Source organism: Thalassotalea mangrovi, assembly GCF_005116735.1.
Classification (GTDB): Bacteria; Pseudomonadota; Gammaproteobacteria; order Enterobacterales; family Alteromonadaceae; genus Thalassotalea_A; species Thalassotalea_A mangrovi.
On record NZ_SWDB01000030.1, the window covers coordinates 19,038 to 39,320 of the forward strand.

Annotated in this window: 11 protein-coding genes; 6 read left to right on the plus strand and 5 right to left on the minus strand. The window is 46.1% G+C overall.

The window, feature by feature from the left end; genetic code table 11:
* The first annotated feature begins 503 nt into the window (after window positions 1-503).
* The 4 genes from E8M12_RS12390 (at window position 504) to E8M12_RS12405 (ending at window position 9,417) form a co-directional block, all read left to right on the plus strand.
* On the plus strand, window positions 504-5,792 hold the full coding sequence (locus tag E8M12_RS12390) for a S8 family serine peptidase (RefSeq protein ID WP_136736464.1): 5,289 nt from the start codon (window positions 504-506) through the stop codon (window positions 5,790-5,792).
* Between the two features lie 287 nt (window positions 5,793-6,079).
* The gene (locus E8M12_RS12395; protein ID WP_136736465.1) at window positions 6,080-7,471 is read left to right on the plus strand and encodes a S8 family peptidase; all 1,392 of its coding nucleotides are present in this window, start codon (window positions 6,080-6,082) and stop codon (window positions 7,469-7,471) included.
* Between the two features lie 811 nt (window positions 7,472-8,282).
* A complete protein-coding gene (locus E8M12_RS12400) occupies window positions 8,283-8,924 on the plus strand; it encodes a YitT family protein (protein WP_211245041.1) in 642 nt (213 codons plus the stop codon).
* Window positions 8,925-9,048: 124 nt separating this feature from the next.
* Window positions 9,049-9,417, plus strand: a complete 369-nt coding sequence (locus E8M12_RS12405) for a DUF2750 domain-containing protein (protein ID WP_136736466.1) — start codon at window positions 9,049-9,051, stop codon at window positions 9,415-9,417.
* On the opposite strand, the gene E8M12_RS12410 is transcribed toward E8M12_RS12405, so the two are convergent.
* Complete coding sequence (locus E8M12_RS12410) at window positions 9,410-10,153, minus strand: MBL fold metallo-hydrolase (RefSeq protein WP_136736542.1); 744 nt, start codon at window positions 10,151-10,153, stop codon at window positions 9,410-9,412. The genes E8M12_RS12405 and E8M12_RS12410 overlap by 8 nt on opposite strands.
* A 174-nt stretch (window positions 10,154-10,327) precedes the next feature.
* Here E8M12_RS12410 and E8M12_RS12415 point away from each other — a divergent pair, with 174 nt between their 5' ends.
* The gene (locus tag E8M12_RS12415; RefSeq protein ID WP_136736467.1) at window positions 10,328-10,792 is read left to right on the plus strand and encodes a nuclear transport factor 2 family protein; all 465 of its coding nucleotides are present in this window, start codon (window positions 10,328-10,330) and stop codon (window positions 10,790-10,792) included.
* 58 nt (window positions 10,793-10,850) lie between these two features.
* Here the strand turns inward: E8M12_RS12415 and E8M12_RS12420 are convergent, their stop codons facing one another.
* On the minus strand, window positions 10,851-13,160 hold the full coding sequence (locus E8M12_RS12420; protein WP_136736468.1) for an FdhF/YdeP family oxidoreductase: 2,310 nt from the start codon (window positions 13,158-13,160) through the stop codon (window positions 10,851-10,853).
* Window positions 13,161-13,337: 177 nt separating this feature from the next.
* Here E8M12_RS12420 and E8M12_RS12425 point away from each other — a divergent pair, with 177 nt between their 5' ends.
* The gene (locus tag E8M12_RS12425; protein WP_136736469.1) at window positions 13,338-14,192 is read left to right on the plus strand and encodes a MipA/OmpV family protein; all 855 of its coding nucleotides are present in this window, start codon (window positions 13,338-13,340) and stop codon (window positions 14,190-14,192) included.
* A gap of 666 nt (window positions 14,193-14,858) precedes the next feature.
* Here E8M12_RS12425 and E8M12_RS12430 read toward each other — a convergent pair.
* The 3 genes from E8M12_RS12430 to E8M12_RS12440 form a co-directional block, all read right to left on the minus strand.
* Complete coding sequence (locus E8M12_RS12430; RefSeq protein WP_136736470.1) at window positions 14,859-16,028, minus strand: hypothetical protein; 1,170 nt, start codon at window positions 16,026-16,028, stop codon at window positions 14,859-14,861.
* A gap of 723 nt (window positions 16,029-16,751) precedes the next feature.
* Complete coding sequence (locus tag E8M12_RS12435) at window positions 16,752-17,291, minus strand: DUF6702 family protein (protein WP_246034133.1); 540 nt, start codon at window positions 17,289-17,291, stop codon at window positions 16,752-16,754.
* Between the two features lie 8 nt (window positions 17,292-17,299).
* Window positions 17,300-19,756, minus strand: a complete 2,457-nt coding sequence (locus E8M12_RS12440; protein WP_169303133.1) for a M1 family metallopeptidase — start codon at window positions 19,754-19,756, stop codon at window positions 17,300-17,302.
* Window positions 19,757-20,283 lie beyond the last annotated feature (527 nt).

Here is a 20,283-nt window from a genome sequence, read left to right on the forward strand (position 1 = left end):
ATCCAGCCTAAGCATCTTAAAACGCCCGTAATCGGGCGTTTTTTAATGTTATCTATCGTGAAAAAACATAGAATTTAGCAACAAACAAAGCACTCGAACAACAATTATTTTTACCTCATAATGTTGATAGACATTCACTGTTTTAGTCTAAATATTGACTTTAAGGTTAATTAACAAACCGTCTAAACTCTCCGTCTTTATTATCCTTAATGAAAATTTACGGTTGCCACATTGCAGTCGTCAATTCCAGCCTCAATCTCCATTTATTGACAGCGGTAAGGCTTTTTTTCGTAAAAATCGATTACTGGCAATAGCAACCCATTATCAGCTAGTTACTTAAACTTGAAGCTGTTTCCTGCGACTTACATGTACGAAAGCCTGCGTACCTGATGCTACAAAATGCTACACGATTATCCTCGCGCTGGTTGCCCAGATCCGGTTATACCTTACGCTACCAAAATATTTGGTCATAACAATTATAACTACTAATTGGAGTTTTTAAGGTGAGAATAAACAGCATTACTAGTGCATTAGCCGTAGCGTTATACAGCGCCGGTTCAATGTACGCTGCTGCAGGTTTAGCGCCAACGGATGAGATTCATGCGTTGCAAGCACCAAACCTGACCCAGGAGCAGATCAATGAATTTCAACTTAGCGCCAACAATCAAACCGCAACCGGTTCAATGTTGGAAAATGATGGCATAAACGTTCAAGTAAACTCTCAGCGCACCAAATTTGTTGAAGAAGCGGATATTACCGGCGAACAGGTTTATGTTGTTCGTTTAAAGGACAAGCCTACCGCATTATACACTGGCGGTATTAATGGCCTTGACGGTACTCATGTAGAAACGCTACGCCGTGACATGGGTATTGACAGCCTTTTCGAGGCGGGCAAGCCAACCACTGAACGTATTGTTAAATATACCAACTACTTACAGGATAAGCAGCAAGCAGCCATTGCTGAAATGAATCGTGTTGTCGGTACGAAAGAAGTTCGTAAGCAATTTACCACTGCCGTCAATGCCTATACGGTTGAGATGACTCAGGACGAAGCTAAACGTGTATCACAACTGCCACAGGTCGAGTTTGTACACCGTGCTAAAACGTACGAACTACATACAGATGCTGGCCCTCAAAAAATCAGTGCTGACCAGGTGTGGACAGGAGCAACCGACCAAGGTGTACCTTTTAAGGGTGAAGGTATCATTATGGGTATCATCGATACCGGTATAAACTCGGATCACCCGTCTTTTGCCGATATTGGTGGTGATGGTTATGACCACACTAACCCTTGGGGTGAAGGGGTATACGTCGGTGCTTGTGCCGAAGCGGGTAACGAAAGCTTATGTAACGATAAGCTAATCGGTATTCGTTCTTATGACGTTATTACCGATGCATTTGACGATATGATCCCTGGTTTCCCTGCGATTGGTGAAGATTACCAAGGTCATGGTTCTCACGTAGCGGGTACCGCCGCGGGTAACGTTCTGAATAACGTAGATTTTGTATTGCCAGAATTTACTGGTCAGCCAGCAGATGGTAGCCTGGTCAAAGAAGACATGTTTAACCTGTCCGGTGTGGCACCTCATGCGAACATTATTTCCTATCAGGTTTGTCATGGGAGTAATGACTCGGGGTATCGTGGCTGTCCGTGGGAGTCGATGATTGGCGGTATTGAAGATGCCATTCAGGACGGCGTTGACGTCATCAACTTCTCTATCGGTGGTCAGGATAGCACTTCTCCTTGGGACGACGGTGTAGAGCTTGGTTTCCTTGCTGCTCGTGAAGCTGGCATAAACGTTGCCGTTGCTGCGGGTAATGGTGGTCAACCGACTGGTGCTGGCGAGTACTTTGGTTATATCGACCATGCTTCTCCGTGGCTAGCTTCTGTTGCCGCAACCACTCATGATCGAGTGACTAAAGTTGAAACGCCTCTTTCATATGCCGGTTTTGCTAATGATGAAGCTGGTGCGCCATTAGGTTCTGAAGTTCCTTGGTGGAGTGAATCAGGCCGTGTTGGTGGTTCAATCAACGATACAGAAGTTACCGGTGTGGTTGTCTGGGCGAAAGATTATGCCGATATCAATGGCAACAAAGACTGGGGTGGGTACTGTGGTACAGAATTCCCTGCTGGCACATTTGATTTTTATAAAGATGGTACTCCAATCGTTGGTGCTGCTAGCGGTGACACTAACGTTATCGTTGTCTGTCAGCGTAATGACCTTAGCGATCCTAACGGTATTGCCCGTACCGCCAAGGTTGCCAATGTTAAAGCTGGTGGTGCAGATGGTTTCATCATGTATAACTATCGTAATGGCGATAGTGTACCGATCGTTGCGTACGACTTACCTTCGATTCATTTGACTCGTGAACAATGGGATGGTGAAGTTACCACATACGGCGCTGAAGGCTACCGTTATGGTTTCGCTGACTGGATTGATCATTACTCAGAAAAAGGTCACATGATCACGATTGGTAAAACAGCGATTTACAATGATCATAATGAAGAAAATGGTGACTGGTTAGCGCCATTCTCATCTCGTGGCCCAAGTCAATCTACGCCGGAAATGTTGATCCCACAAATTGCTGCGCCAGGCGTAAACATTTACGCGGCTTATGCGGACGAACACCCGTTTGTTGGTAATATGGGGAACACTGATTATATCGCCATCAGCGGTACTTCGATGGCATCTCCACATGTTGCAGGTGCTATGGCGCTTATCCGTCAGGCACACCCTGATTGGACACCTACGGAAGTACAATCGGCATTAATGCTAACAGCTGATAACGTAGTTCGTTATCGTCGTCTGAATGAAGCGAATGGCGATGAGGGTGAGGCATTCATCTACCGTGCCGGTGCGGGTCGAATCAATGTTGCAGAAGCGATCGACACAGGTCTTGTAATGGATGAGACGATTGAGAACTTCAAAGCTGCGAATCCAAACAACGGTGGTCAGGTACATCGCCTTAATATTCCTCAGTTAGTTAACTTCGAATGTAAGCCTACCTGTCAGTGGACTCGTACATTCAAAGCAACCAAAGATGGCTCCTGGTCGGTAGATCACTCCGATGTATTAAACTGGAACTTCGACGTACGTCAGCAATCCGCGCAAAATGGTGTGAACATCTCGGCAACTCCGAGCGAATTTAGCCTGAAAGCTGGTGAAACGCAGACGGTTGTGTTTGAAGCATCTATTATGGATACTCAGGACTGGTTCTCTAACGCTGAAGTTGAGTTACATTCTGACGTAATCCTGACTGAAGCCAATGGTTTAAGCTCAGAAGTTCATCTTCCACTTGCGTTTAAATTCTCTAAAAACGGTATGCCTGCGCGTCTTCGTGCCGTTGCTCACCGCAACGAAGGTAGTTTCCAATTTAACGATCTGGAATTACCTGCTTTGGATAATCCGTATACTCGTGTGTATGCACCAGTAAAAGCGGATGTGAAAACAGTAGCGCTTCCGAAAGATGATGATGGTTACTTCCCTTGGTCGAGCTCTTCCGATGCCAGCATTCCTGCGTCTTTCCGCATTGATGAAGCAACGCATGTTGAGATGATCCAAGTTCCTGCCGGCGCCAAGCGTTTAATGGTTGAGTCGCAAGGTACCTTGGAATCTGGCCTTGAAGGTAACCTTGATAAAGGTAATGCGCTAGTTTATGTAGGTAAGGATTACAATGGTAACGGTGAAGCGGATCCGTATGAAGAAATCCTTTGTGTTTCTAACCACATCCAATATAACAACTTCTGTAATATTAATAATCCAGAAGAAGGCACTTATTGGGCTGTAATCTACAATCCAGGTAAGTTATTAGGGCAAGGACCAAACTGGACAGAGCGCTATCCTGATTTAGAGGATGAAGTGTTCAGTTATGCGGTTGCAGTAGTTACCGATGAAGTGGCCTCTAACATGTCATTACATGTTGAGCCAACTAATGGTAAAGACACCGTAAGCGCGACGCTCGGATATGACATCCCTGAAATGATGGAAGGCGACATCTACTTTTCTGTATTAGATTTCGGTACCTCTGAAGTTAATGCTGGAAATGTAGGTAAAGTTGCATTCAAGCTGGAGCGTGGTGTTGATGATGTGCACCTTGATGTAACCCAGACTCGAGCACGTGCTGGCGATATTGTTCCTTACACGTTTGAAGTTCAACCGAACGATACAGGTGCGGATCGTGCGTTTACCATCACTGCTAATATGCCTGAAGGTCTTCAGTTTGGTGCAGAAGATATCTTCACATCTAATGATGAGATCGTAACGGATATCAGTGTTGACGGTAATGTTGTAACTATCTCTGGTGTACAACCAGACACGGCAGGCGTTTCTCCACATTATATTCAAACTACTAACGTGGATGATGCAATGTGTCGTATGCCGAACTTTGGTAATTCAAACCCAGGTGGTTATGTTGACCTGGAAGAGTTTGGATTTACGCCAATATTCAGTGGCTTTAATAAAGGTGTCGATGCCAATGGCAATCCAGTTGGTGACAACAACATCCTTTATCGCGAAGGTGTAGTATTGCCAGTCTCTGCAATGTTTAATGGCAGTTATGACTCTTGGCATTTGTACAACAATACAGACCGGTTAAATATTAACCCACAAAACTCCATTCAGTTACGTGGTACGGGTGTATTTGATTTGTGGCAACAGCCGTTCTTCTGGCCATTCCATTTAGGCTTCCCATACAACTCGTTCCCTTATGAATCGGTAGGTCCTCTTTGGCGTGGTGTTGGTTTAGCTGACATGAATACTGGCACAGAGATGATGTCTGTTCCTCTAGTAAATAACTGGAGCGAAAAAGCGGGTATTTCATTAGCGAGCACAGCAACAGGTTGGGGTATTATTGAAGTAGATAACGCTCGTACCTATGCATACGGTGGTCGTGACTTCTCAGCTCCGGGTCGTCCTTACATCTGGGAAGAGAAAGATGATCGCTATGATTATCAGGTTATCTTCAATGTTAATACCCGTCATGGTAAAAATGAGCACGAGCTTTATTATGCTTATGACAATGTAGACTTCGGTACGCAAAATGGTCGTGGTGCGATTGGTCTGCAAGGTTTCACTGGTCCAATGTATTCACGAGGCCCAATCTCTGGTGGTTTCAAAGGTGAAGAATTTGCGTTTGACGACCTTGATAGCAAGCTACACGATGGATTGGTAATCTGTTATGACTATTATGGTCCTGAGTCTTCTCAATTTGAAGTGACTATCTGGACGCAGGTTAAGCGTGATGCAGTAGGTACGGATCAAGTGATGACGGCTACCAGCGTAGTAGATGGTATGGCGGATTTTGAAATGAGCCATACATTAGCAACGCCTAGCAACATTCAATTATCAGCGATTGCCGATATGGAAGTTAATGAGAATGAATCTGTAGACGTAAACGTTTATTACGCAGACAACTCTGAATTAACGACCGTAAATGCAATCAGCGTCTCTGGTGAAAATGTTACTGGTATCGTTGAAAATCACGAATCTGGCGCAAGCATTACTATTGTTCCAGCTGAAAACTTCCACGGTATGACAGAAGTGACGGTTACCGTTGCTGATGTTGAAAATCCAGCAGATAAAGCCAGCACCACATTTATGCTAAATGTGATCTCTGATGGCATCGAGCGTGGTTGTACGAACTCTGCGGCATCTAACTATAATCCTAATGCCAATGAGGACGATGGTAGCTGTATCACTCCTCCTGGTCAGGAGAAGAAGAGCGGTGGTTCTTTAGGTTACTTAGCGTTAATGCTATTAGCTATGGCGGGTATGCGTCGTCGCATCAAGTAATCAACGTCGTTAGACATTAAAAAAATGATAAGCCGGGGCAAGTGCCCCGGCTTTTTTTTCGCTTTGGTATCTCTCCGGCATTAGTTGATGATAAATGCCATAAACGGTCTTCAGCCCCTCTTTTTCACTCTAATATATTTTTTTGCCCTAAAGCCCTATTCGTGAGTGTGAATGCGCGAGAAAGTGTTAATTGGTGGTTGACCAGTTGTGAGTGTTTAATCTATAACTTTATGTGTAATACCCACCTTAGTAGTTATAAAAAACAATAATTTCTAGAAGGAATAACTATGAAAAAATCTATCCTGTATAGTGCCATGGCACTGTCGTTAGGAATGTCTGCAAACGCCAATGCTCTTGAGTTTTTATATGATGCCGGCGGAAAATTTAATCAAAATAAAGTCAATAAAGTTGTCGCTAATGCCGGTGGTTCGGTGCTCGACTGTATCGAAGAAATCTCGGTCTGTAAGGTCGAGTTTTCAACACTGGAAGCTGCTAAAAGTTCAGGTTTAAACGTTGTGCCTAATGCATCGGCATTCATTCCAAAGATTGAAAATGTTCCTGTTGGTGCTCAGTTGACGGTAGCTGAAGACTATTTAAATCCACCAAACAGCGCAGACGATGACTTCTTGTTTGACCTTCAATGGGGTCATCAGGCAGTTGGTGCTGTCGAAGCCTGGAATGCCGGTAATCGCGGTAAGGGGGTTCGAGTTGCGGTGATCGATTCTGGTGCAGATGGCGGACATCCCGACCTGGCACCTAACATTAATATAGAATTAAGCCGTTCTTTTGTACCGGAAGAGACCTGGGATTATGCGGGACCTGATTCTTTCAACCATGGCTCTCATACTGCGGGCACCATCGCTGCAGCTGATAATGGCTTTGGCACTATTGGTGTCGCACCAGAGGCGGAGCTGGTTATCTTAAAAGCGTTGTCTGCTGATACGGGGTCTGGTGATTCTTATGGTACCATGCAGGCAATGGTGTACGCCGCAAATATTGGTGCTGACGTTGCTAATATGAGTTTAGGGTTGTCGGTTCGCAGAAATGGTCTGTACGATATCGAAGGTACGCCATACGATACTTCTGATGATATTCAATTTGAAACCGCCAGCATTGCCCAGTTTATTCAAACCTATGGCAAAGCAGCTAACTACGCGAAGCAAAATGGCGTAACATTAATTGCTTCTGCCGGAAATGAAGGAACCGATCTGGATCATTCTGATAGCCTGATGAAGTTACCGGCAGATTTACCTGCTGTTAATTCAATATCGGCATTAGGTCCGCGTTTATGGGGCAAAGATTCGGCGACCTTTACTGATCATCTGGCGATTTACTCAAACTATGGACAGTCGGCGATTGACTTTGCTGCGCCAGGTGGTGATTACACCAGTGCGTTTATGTCGGGTGGATTCGATGCGTGTAATGTCGCCGGCTTAGTCCGTCCCTGCTATGTATTCGATTTTGTATTCAGCACCGGTAATGGTGGCTGGTACTGGTCGGTTGGTACATCCATGTCAGCACCTCATGCTGCAGGTGTAGCCGCACTAATCATTGGTGCGAACGGGGGCAATATGAACCCTACCCATGTGGAAGCAAAACTACGAGAGCTTGCTGAGGACATGGGCAAGCCGGGCCGTGACGATGTCTACGGCCATGGTAAAGTACAAGCGCCAAAGTAAGGTAACTTATATAATGCTAGAAAAGCCAGAGACACGGTCTCTGGCTTTTTTGTAGGTAAATCAGGTGACAAAGCGTGTCGTAAGCTGACTAAGAATGTCAAAAGGTGTCTAAGGGTGAAAACGAAACGCCTTAGGCTTTTGTCATCCCGGCGTCGGCCGGGATCTCGCTTTACAGCTTTAGGCGGAGATTTCCTGTCGTGGCAGGAAATGACGAAGGCCCAGAGGTCTGCGAAGGTTCTAGGGTGTCTAGAGGTGTCGAAAGTTGACTAAGGGTGTCAACGAAACGCCTTTACCCGTAGTAAAATTTTAATTTTACGTACCCGGAATAAGGTCGAAGACCTTATGTACTCGCTACCTAATAGCAGGCGTTTGCTAGGCGCAATCTTCGATTGCATGCCAGGAACGATTCTTAATCGTGTGCCAGGAGCTGGCTTGCCAGCGTGCTAGCAGCTTCGCCAAGTTACTCGAAGTAACTCATAGAGTTACATACCCGAAGCCAATGTTTTATTATTGGCGTTCCCGGAATAAACCCTTTGGGTTTATGTACCCGAAACGCAGTGTACCTGAAATGTCGGTTAAGGCCGTTCGCCCTCCGAGACCTGAGACCGGAAACCTGAACCCTGTTTTTTAGTCGCTTTTGTAATTTCCTTGTCAAAAATCGCAATAAAGCGGCTAAAAAGTAAACTTTAGTTGCCAAATCCTGTAACTATATGTAATTAAGTTAAGAATAAATACTCTAAATCCATTGATCATCATCGAGCAACCAGTATAATTCGCGCGTTTTTTCGATTTATTATTTTCCCAGGACAACATGACCGCTGTGACTCGTGGTGACGAGATGGCTAACCCATCTGCACCCAAAAAAAATCACTCATTAATTGAAGACTTTCTTGCCTATGTTTGTGGTGGCTTAATGATTGCCATGGGCGTACTGTTATTTGAAAAGGTTGGTATCATTACCGGCGGTGCTGCCGGTATGGCCCTGATCCTGTCAAAAGTGTCACCGTTCAGTTTTGGGATGTCGTTTTTCTTAATTAACCTGCCATTTTATGCCTTAGCCTGGATGAAAATGGGAGCCCGCTTTACCATTAACAGCTTTTTCTCTGTTGCCCTGGTATCGGTGCTGTCCGACTACCTGCATCTGTTTGTTGAAGTGAACTCCATCGATCCACTTTTCGCCTCGGTGATGGGCGGGTTTTTAATTGCGATGGGCGTGCTGGCGTTTTTCCGACATCGTTCAAGTGTCGGTGGTGTCGGAATCATGGCGGTATTTTTACAGGAGCGATACGGTATTCGCGCCGGTAAATTCCAAATGGGGGTCGATTTATCGATTCTCGTCACCGCATTTTTCATTATGCCGGTTAACCTGATTTTCCTGTCTATTGTTGGCGCGATAGTCGTGAATTTACTGCTTACCCTGAACCATAAACCAGGGCGATACCAAATTACTTAGTTACCTAGCTATTTATCTTCCACTAACCGGACTTTTCGTCCGGTTTGTCATAAATTAAGCCCGAAAATTTTATCTTCCATTGAGTTTTGCTAATATTCCCGCAAACCCTATACCGTTAATCACTATGACAACTCTTACTGAAAAACAAATTCAAGCCATTGATAGCATGAGCGATCAGGTGCGCTTTGATCACCTGATAAAATCCATGACAGAGATTGGCCAGGTGTGGACGCTGGCAAATTCCAGTGGCTGTTTGCTTATTGATACCGGCGAAGAGCAATGCCTGCTGTTGTTTTCCCATGAACAGCTTGCTCAGCTGTGGGCTGAACAAGAACATAGTGAATACCAGCCATTGCAAATTGAATTAACGAAATTTACTGAAAAGTGGTTGCCAGGAATGGCGAACGATGGTTTTTTCATCGCTTGTCAGCCCAATTTAGCCGGCGAAGCGTTTATCGAATCACCAGCCGATTTCGCCGAAAACTTTAACTAATCGCCTTTTTAAATTTACTCTTAATTGAGCGCCAGTGAGTCGTTGGAGTCGTTGGTGCCAGGTCGATTATCTCATCGAATTCAGCCGCCGATATGCTGACATCCGGTCCATGCGCCATCAGCAATTTAACCCCCGGCAACGCTTGAACTCGGTGCAGGGAATCTCGATATCGCCGTGGGTAAAACACTGGAAACGGTGGCACCAGTTTGCCTTTCACCCGCACCAGTAAGTCAGCGATGTACACTTGATTGGAATCGCGGTGGTATAACGATAAATCCCGATCCGTGTGTCCTTGGGTGAACAGTACCTGCCAATCTTCAAAGCCCGGTATTAAATCGCCATCGTCGAGCAAAATATCGGCGTTGAGTTTGCGCGGGTAATGAACGGCCTGGGGTTTTCGGTTGCGGCGCTTGGCAACCCATTGCGTCAGGGCCAGATCTGTCCAATGCATTAACACGCCATCTAACCCGCGGTACCAGTGACCTTCGACATTGGCGGCGGCAATCTGACAGCCAAATACCTTGCGAAACTTATGGGCGCCACCGGCGTGATCGGGGTGCATGTGAGTGACGATTACTAGTTTCAAGTCTGATGCCGGGCGCTTTAATTCCTGTTCAATAAACATTTTCACCATACCCACATCAGCCCTTGAGCACCCGTCCAGTAACAGCAGGCCGTGATGGTATTCGGCGAGAAATATATTCTGGATATATCCTTGCAGGGTATGAAGTTTTATCAACAAGTTACGGTTCCGGTTACATTGCTGGGTATTGTAAGATTGTGCATGATTTTGCGGTCATTTCATAGCAAACAGCATCGATAATGAGCACAAGAGTCGGTATTTGGATTGGGAATTTTGTAATGATTGGCTAATCTTTTAGTCATTGATAACGTTTAAGCTCAGTACCGTATGCAAACCATTTTAACGCCGGATATTGATGATATCGCCATTAAACAGTGTTTGTTCAGTTTTGCCAATTATGCCGATAATCATCAGTTTGAATTATTACAACAGCTATTTTCGGAACAAGTCGTGCTTGATTATACCTCGACCTTTGGCGGTGAAGTACAGACTCTATCGAGGCAGGATTTAATTAAACAATGGGCGGACTTTCTGCCGGGCTTTGAACTCACCTGGCACCACCTTAGCAAAGTAAGAGTAACGATTATTGACGATGCGGCTGCCGCTGACGCTGACATTATCGCATCACATTTTTTAGGGCCACATTTCTGGCAACTTTGCGGGCAATACCAGTTTCAATTACAGCGGGACTCAGCCAGCAAAGGCTGGCAGATAACCGCCCTGACATTGACTCTGGAGTCGGAGCAGGGCGATCGCCAGGCTATTATCGCCGCCAATAAATCCCGTCAATAAATAGCGCTAAAACATAGCGCCCCATACCACGGGGTAATGTCGTGCCCTTCTGTCGAGACTATAGGATCCTTGATGATTCGCTTTGGCTTAAATACACGGCGATGGCTTTCGAGGTTGGCGTGTACGATTCATCCCCGACACTGTCAAGCGGCACCAGGGGGTTTGTTTCCGGGTAATATGCCGCGACATTGCCCCTTGGGATCTCATAAAAACACAAGGTAAAGCCGCTAACGGTACGGGTTTCGTTGTTTTCCCAAACCGAGGTAATATCTACCAGGTCGCCATCGGCAAAACCTAATTTATTGGCATCTTTTTCATTAATGAACAGCACACTGCGATTATTGCTGATACCGCGATAGCGATCGTCATAACCATAGATGGTGGTATTGTACTGATCATGAGAACGCATGCTTTGCAGGGTTAATAAAGAATGCTTGCTGTCTGATTTGTCACTGAACTGTTCCGCAATCAGCTTTTCCGGTAGCTTTGTGGCGCTAAACTGGGCTTTGCCAGATGTGGTGTCAAATACCAGTTCCCTGGCATTATTACCGAGATAAAAGCCGCCTGGCTGAGCAATTCTTTCGTTGAACTGACTGAAGCCAGGAATGGTTTGCTCAATTAAATCGCGAATATGGCAATAATCATCGGCGAGTTGCTGCCAGTTTATATTGCTGTTCGCTAACGTCGCTGCAGCGATACCGCATACAATCGCCGTTTCTGATTTCAGGTGCGGTGATGCGGGCTCGATTTTACCCATTGAAGCATGTACCATCGAAAAAGTATCCTCAACCGTAATCGCCTGCTCGCCACTCGCCTGTCGGTCTAATTCGGTGCGTCCTAAACAGGGCAGGATCAGCGCCTGCTTGCCAGGGTAGAGATGCGAGCGGTTTAATTTGGTACTGATCTGTACGGTCAAATCACAGTTTGCTATAGCATCACAGGTTAATTGAGTGTCTGGTGCCGCAGCGGCAATATTACCGCCTAAGCAGATAAGTACTTTACTCTCACCTGATGCCATCGCTTTAATGGCGTGATAGGTGTTATGACCCGGCTCTTTATCAAAGTTGCTCGAAAATCGTTGATTCAGGGCATCGATAAATGCGCTTTTCGGTTTTTCGTTAATGCCTACCGTGCGGTTGCCCTGAACATTGGAGTGACCACGAACCGGGCATAATCCTGCACCAGGTTTACCCAGGTTTCCTCGCAGCAATTGCAGGTTGACGATTTCCTGAATGCTGATCACCGAATGTTTGTGTTGGGTCAGTCCCATTGCCCAGGTACAGATGACCTTATCGGCACTCAAATAGATTTTCGCTGCCTGCTCGATGTCTTTCTGGCTTAATCCCGATTGCTCACAGATTTTCGACCATGGGGTATTGCTGACCGCTTTAATGTATTCCTCAATGCTCTGAGTGTGCTCAGTAACAAATACCTCGTCGATAACCCGTTTTGTGCCTTTCTCTTTTGCTATCTCGTCTTGTTCGAGCATGTATTTCACCATACCCCGAATCGCCGCCATGTCACCCCCGAGTTTCGGCGTAAAGTAGGCGTGGGAGATTTTTGTCGCCATCGGCGTTAACAGCTCCATTGGGTCTTGCGGGCTGGCAAAACGCTCCAAAGCTACTTCTTTGAGGTTATTAAAGGTGACGATTTTACAGCCCTTGCGAGCGGCGCTGCGCAGCGCATTCATCATTCGTGGATGATTACTGCCAGGGTTCTGGCCAAACACAAAAATCGCATCCGCCTGATCAAAATCATCAAGGGTGACGGTTCCTTTACCAACCCCAACACTTTGATTCAGGGCGACGCCGCTGGCCTCATGGCACATGTTGGAACAATCCGGAAAGTTATTGGTGCCAAACATGCGCCCAAATAGCTGATATAAATAGGCGGCTTCATTACTGGCACGTCCAGACGTGTATAGTTCCAGCTGTTTGGCAGATTCCAGCATATTGAGGCTTTGTGCAATTAACCCAAAGGCATCGTCCCAACTAATGGGCTGGTATTTGTCAGTGCTGGCATCGTAAACCAGAGGCTCAGCAAGGCGACCCTGATATTCGAGCCAGAAGTCACTTTGTTTTCGCAGGTAACTGACGCTGTGCTGGTCAAAGAATGTACGATCAATGGTTTTTGCCGTCGACTCCCAGGCGATTGCTTTCGCGCCATTTTCACAGAATTGAATCAGACCTTCTTTTTTATCGCCCCAGGCGCAACCGGGACAATCAAACCCCTTGTCCTGATTGGCTCGTTTCAGGTTATAAAGGTTGGCGCGCAACTGCTCGCTGCGAAAAATGTGTTTTACGGTCGATGTCAGTGAAGGCAAGCCACCTGCTTTCCCGGGTTTTTTGTCGTGTTCAGCCTTGCTCATTTGTGAACGCTCTTCGATTGCTTTGGGTTCATCATATCTGCCCTATGCTAGCATAAAACCGGGGCCAACTGTGGGATAAATAAGACTCGGACCGTGATACACAGGCTTGAGTTCTGCGAGTATTATCGGTAACGTTGCCGCATTAATTGAGAAATACTGAAAAACGTTGATCGAGTCGTGACAAAAAGAATCTTTTCATTGTTGGTAGTGATGCTGCTGTCGACCAGTGCCGTTGCAAAAAAACAGGGTGGACCGCTAAGCAACCCGAGAGAAATCGGCGATCCTGTCTGGGAAGCGGGCATGTTCGGTGCTTATTTTCGCGATGCGCTTTATCCGGCTTCAGCGGACTCGCAGCATAAGCTTTTACCGGTGCCATTTTTTATTTATCGCGGCGAGTACCTGCGCATTGGTGATGATGCCATTGTTAAAGCGGTCGCTGTTGAGAAAGAACGGATAAAAGTCGACCTGTCCCTGTCCGGAGCTTTTAACTCGGATTCTGAGGATAGTGAGATTCGCCGTGGCATGCCAGATCTCGATTTCTTATTTGAGATGGGACCTGAAGTGAGTTTGCGGTTGAATGATTCGACAACGTCAGAACTGTGGCTGAACATACAATTAAGGGGAGTATTCTCTACCGACTTTAGTGGTATCGATCATCATGGTTACGTATTCGAACCTGAGTTTTCCTGGGAGTCGGATCAAATAGGTATCGCCAACACCACCTTTTTTATCAGCGCGGCACCGATATTTGCGACAGAGAAAACTCATGAGTATTTTTATCAGGTTGATGAGGTTTATGCGACCGATTTTCGCCCCGCCTATGATGCAGGCGCTGGCTACTTAGGCACGAAAACTGCGTTTTCCCTTAAGTACGAGCATGACGATGACATTACTGTATTTGCTGGCGTGCGTTTTGGTATCTGGAGTGGTAGCGTTAATGCTGACAGTCCTCTGTACCAGGATTCGTTTACCTATGGCGTCGGCCTTGGGGTGAAATGGCGGCTGTTTGTGAGCGAAAGGAAGGTTAAGTAGCGTTGCTGACGCAACGCTACTGTTTAAGAGGTAATCTTCGATGGTGGAGAAAATTCTCTCGTTGTCGAATTTTAGAGGTAATCTTCGATAGTGGAAGAAAAGGGTTCCGCCGGCCACCCTTTTCAGGTGGAGATAACCTTCTCGTTGTCAGGTTATCGGTTATGGACAGGGATGGCTTGTATGCAGAAAATGGAGGAGCAATTTTCCGTTAGGATTACATCGGCGGAAACTTGTGCAATGCTCAAAGTCATCCCGGCGTCGGCCGGGATCTCGCTTTTTAATTTGGCTGAGATTTCCTGTCGTGGCAGGAAATGACGAAGCTTTTATAACCTGCTAACTATACTGGTTGTCTAAAGGTGACCAATGCTGTCTCGGGGTGACAACGAAGCGCCTCAGCACAGTCATCCTCACGAAAGTTGGGATCTCGCTCTTTAAACTTCAACAGGTGCAATCTTCCCCCTTCCACCATAACTCTTACTCTTTGCTAGGCGCAATCTTCGATTGCATGCTCGGAACGATTTATCGTGTGCCAGGAGCTGGCTTGCCAGCGTGCTAGGAATGCAATGTGCTAGTGGCTTGAGTTTAAGGCCGTTCGCCCTCCGAGGCCTGAAACCTGAGACCTGCGACCTTCTTCGGAGATTAACGTCTCGCTAGTCGCCGAAGACGTTAATCGCCGAAGATAGTCTTCATCAAACTTATCACCTGAGTGACGCTCTTGCCTTGCTCGACGCTACTGATAATCGAACTGCGGTTATTAACCAAATACTCTGGCTTGCCTTCCGCCTCAATTGCCTTATCGACGATCTGCGCGGCGGATTCCTTGCTGCGTTTCATTGCCCGCGGAATCGAAGCTGCCTTCTTCGGCTTGTTTTTCATTTTCAGGTAATTGGATTGCTCCGCCTGCTCGTTGTTGGCGAACAGGAATAAATCCAGTAAAACCGCGCGATGTTGATAAAGCAATTGTTCCTGCTCGCCTTCTGGCATCGCATTTTGGTACCAGGGGCACACACGCATGGTCGCGATTAATTCGTGCCAGTAAGTATCAAATCCCTGGTTGTTTAAGCGACTGATAGCAAATGCCTGGGTGTAACAATCCATTTTGCTGTTGCTCAGGGCGATAAACTGATCCGGGCGACGCATTGCCAGCAATCGTGTTGCCGGTGCCAGCGGCGCTTTATCGCCTTCACCGAACTCATTAAATATGTCCTGGTAGCTCTTTACAAACTGATTGTAAGCCCTGGCATCCACATCACCCTCCATAGGGATTAATGCTAATGCCTCATCGAATCGTTGCGGCTGCTCTGCCAATAAACGATGAAAGGTTTTCGCAGCTTTGCTACTGGCGAACCATTCAACATCAAAATCGTATTGCTCCGGACCATGGACACTAGTGTGCTTGCCGGCATAAGCCAGACGATCAGCTTCGTTCATATCCGCTAGATTCTGACTGTTTAACTGCTGAATATATGCAAGCAGGCGCAATCGCTCTGGCAATGATTGCAGCGCACCATTTTGCTCAATAAAGCCTGCAAATACCGGCCAGGGGGTAACGCGCGTCATCTTTAGCTGGCCAATAGAAATGGCCTGTTGCAGGATGTCCTGAAGCTTCTTTAATGGCTTGAACTGATGCTCATCAAGCAGGTCGCGATTTACACCATGCTCGCAAAGGTTATTGAGTTCAATACACCAGCCTAAGAAGTCCTGCGGCCGGTTTTCCACCTTGACCGCCATCAGGTTGAGGCTGATTTCGGAAATGTATTTCAGGGCGTTTTGGTAAATTTGATTTTCAATACCGGAGAGGGGCATTTTTACCGGAGAAGATAGCAACTGTCTCATGAAAAGTAAGGGCTCCAACGTCGAGATAGTGTATGAAAAGCTAATACCAATCACATTGAGCTTGTGCACAACTCAGAGTTAGGGCAGAGGTTCAGTTACAACATAGATTTCATTGATATAGTCATTCTATATTAATGAAATATAGGGCCGTAAATGGGCCTCTGATAAACTCCCTCCGGGTGAGTTTTAAAGGCGTTTATCCTGCGTTACTGATTTTGGCTGATTTTGATAACGGAACGACCATTCTCTGCAATCAAAGCCTTGTCTAAAAGCCTTTAAATTATCACTGAGTGAGCAATAATTTAATGTGATTGGTATCATCTCATATTAGTTCAGGACGCGGCATAATACCTGCTGATTTTCACCTTTCAAGCAGAAAAACAAAAAACGCGAGTGATGGGAGAAAAAATAAACAAAAAAGCTAAAGGGTTACGAGTACGCTGACAAATCAGCTCTTGGTTGCCTATAGGGATATAGGTATATCGACAGCGTCTGGAACTGGCTGTTGATTCGTAAAATATGAAATTTTACTCCGGGAATTTTTTACTCGGAACAATCTGCGATTGTGGGTGCAGAATTTCAGTTCCAGACAAATTCTGCATACCAACATCCTTGTAAGCAACTCGGAATGAATCTTTGATTCATGTACTCGGAGCGCTATTTATATTAGCGCGTACTCGTAACCAGGTTTTAAAATTCGCGATTAGCTTTTTTAAAACCGCCTTAAAAATTGACTGGAAGCTTCAACCACTCATCATCTTTATTAATGCGAACCGCTTTGGTTTTGCCGTTGCGTTCCACATTGACCTGATTGATTTGTCCCGGCCAGATTTCCTGCAATGCCTGCATCTGAATGAACAGAGCGGTCAGGTTTTCCGGTTGCGGGATTTCCTGGTAGACCCAGAAAAACTTACCTTCTACTTCATAGCCAACGCTACCGAGCTCAAGTAAGGCTTTATCCTGGTTCAATAAGCGAAACTTGTGCTGTATGTATTCAGCGAATTTTTGCTGGGTTACCGGGTCCGAGATAATATCGGCCTTGCCACTAAACAAGTGACTTAAAGCATGTTCGGTATCGTGAATATAAAACCGATGGGCAACCTCAAGATTACCAGTGCGATCGTTGAATAATACTGTGCTGTACGCTTCTTTTTGCTGGTGGGCATTTACCGATAACGGAGTCAGCACAATCAGGGCAATGGCAAGCAAAGAACACCAAAAGGTGCTCTTTGCTGGTTGCGTATTGATAGTAAATCTAGTCAAAACATTCATTACTTTTTATACGGCTTTTGTTCCACTTCTTTTAACTCTGTTTTTGAGTCATGCATGATATCGCGGGTAACGCCTTTGGCGGAAGATTTCTTCTTAAAGGCTTCAACACGAGAGTCGATGATCTTGCGTGGGAAGTGGTTGTTGTGATTGTTAACATCAGCCGTTTCCCAGTTCGGGTCAACGGTAATTGATGCTAACTCTTTATCCTTCTCGGTAACAATCAGCTTGCTGACCTTCTTCGGAGAACGGCGCCAGATTTCCGCAGGAATGTGCAGCATTTCGACACTGCCATCGACAAAGGTCATTTCCAGCAGGATTGGCATTACCAGGCCACCCAGGTTGGAGAAGTTAATCACATAATAGTTTTTATCTTCCTCTACCGCACGCTCAAGCGCTTTGCGCTCCCACGGCAGCAAGTCGGCCATAAATTTGTTATAGGTATTACGCTCTTTGTTGGTAACCGTAAAGATATCGTTTTCGTCGTAAAAATCGCTGACGTCCGGGTTTAACTCAACCCACAGTTTTTTACCTTCGGCCTTATTGCGCTCAACAAAATAAGAGCTTGGTTTTTCCGCTTCTTCCTGGCGACGACGCTCAAAATCGATATCCGGATTCTTGGTATCCAGACGAAGTTTGTGAACACTGTCTACGGCGATATCAACGTGATCTGTGGTGTAGAACCAGCCATGCCAGAACCAGTCAAGGTCCATGCCAGACGCTTCTTCCATAGTACGGAAAAAGTCAGAAGGCGTTGGACGTTTGTTTTTCCATCGAACCGCATATTCTTTAAACGCAAAGTCAAACAGTTCACGGCCCATAATCACTTCACGTAAGATATTTAATGCTGCAGCAGGTTTGGTGTAGGCGTTAGGTCCTAAACGCAAGACGCTGTCAGACTGGGTCATTACCGGCACCTGGACGTCGGATTTCATGTAATCAACGATATCGCGAGGCTCAACACCCCATGGAATATCTGGATCCCATTCACGACCGGCAACGCCGTCTAAGAAGCTGTTCAGGCCTTCGTCCATCCAGGTCCATTGACGCTCATCTGAGTTAACGATCATCGGGAAGTAGTTGTGACCCACTTCATGGATAACAACACCAATCAAAAAGCGTTTTTCCGCCAAAGTATAAGTACGGGAACCGTCTTCATGCCATTTAGTACGTGGACCGTTAAAGCTGATCATCGGGTATTCCATGCCACCGACCGGGCCATTAACCGAGATTGCCGTTGGATAAGGGTAATCGAAGGTGTAACGCGAGTAGACGTCCATGGTGTGGATAACGGATTCTGTGGAATACTTCTTCCATAAATCGCCACCTTCTTTCGGGAAGAAAGACATTGCCATCACGTGTGGCATTTCTTTACCGCCCTGAGCATATCCTTTGGCATCCCACATGAATTTACGCGAAGAGGCCCAGGCAAAATCGCGAACGTTTTTCGCAGTAAAGTGCCAGGTTTTGCTCTTGTTAGTGCCTTCTTTTTCGTTTTCCAACGCTTCTTCAGCGGTAACAACGAATACCGGGCGCTTGGCATCTTTTGCCTGTTCCAGGCGCTGGCGCTGAGTTTTGGTTAATACTTTTTTCGGGTTTTGTAATACCCCGGTCGAGGCAACAATGTGATCCGCAGGTACGGTCATTTTTACATCATAGTTACCGAATTCCAGGGTGAATTCACCACGACCTAAAAACTCTTTATTGTGCCAGGCTTCGTAATCAGAAAACGCGGCAAGGCGAGGGAACCACTGCGCCAGAAGGAAGATGTCGTTACCACCTTCACGAGCATCATCCGGGAAGTGCTCATAACCCGCGCGTGCAGAAACGGCATTTTCTTCAAGAATATTGAAAGCAAAGTTCAGGTTGAACTCGAAAGTTTCGCCGCTTTCTAATGGCTCTGGTAAGTCAATACGAGCCTGTGCACCGGTAATGGTGATTTTTAAAGGATTGCCATCTTCATCAGTAACATTGGTAATGTCATAACCAATGTCGTTATCGGCATAATACTGCTGACGACGTAATTCGCCCAGGCTGATTTGTGCCGGGTTACCATCTTTCGCCAATGAAGTGCTTGGACCGCGACGGCCGATACCACCAAAGTCACCACTGCGCTCAGCAATGGAATCTGGCTTAAAGCGGTTCTGCTCAAGTTGCAGCCACAAATACTTTAATTTGTATGGCGAGTTATTGTGATAAGTGACCGATTGCTTAGCGGTCAGGCGGCGCTGGTTTTCATCCAGTTGCACATTGATTTTGTAATCAACCTGCTGTTGCCAGTATTCCTTGCCAGGTTCGCCGGCAGCATTACGATAGTCATTAGGAGTTGGAAGAATTTCTTCTAACTGGCGAAACTTGTCTTCAAAATCGCCTTTGGTTTGCTTAACTGCTGACGCCTGTACTGACGTAGACAGCATTAAAGCAAGCCAACTGGCTGATATTAAAGCTTTAATATTCATGAGCCTTCCAGAATTAAGTGTGTTGAAAAATGCGTATATAGTTTTTGTTGTCATGAGGCCGACCGGGGATGGCCGCAGCCCCATTTATGGCAGGCTATGTTAGCGGATCCGGGCTTTGAGAACAACAAATCACGGAAAGTTACAGTTCGGACACAAACCCGGACTTCTCTTGGACGTCAGGGATTGTGTCCGAAAGGTGGAAGAGGGAGGTGGGAGACGATAGCACGCTGCAAATCTAGCACACGTCGTTCCGAGCACGTTGCACTCCTAGCACACGATTGAAAATCGTTCCTAGCATGCAATCAAAGATTGCTCCTAGCAAAAAGTTTAAGAGCAAGATCCCGGTCGACACCGGGATGACAGCGAGAACATTTTCTCCACCTGAAAAGGGTGAACGCCGGAACCTTTTTCTTTCAACATCGAAGATTAACCATTCAACAGTAACATGGTGTAGGCAACGCTGCTTAACCTTAAATTCGTCATTTCCTGCCACGACAGGAAATCTCTACCTAAAGTGCAAAAGCGAG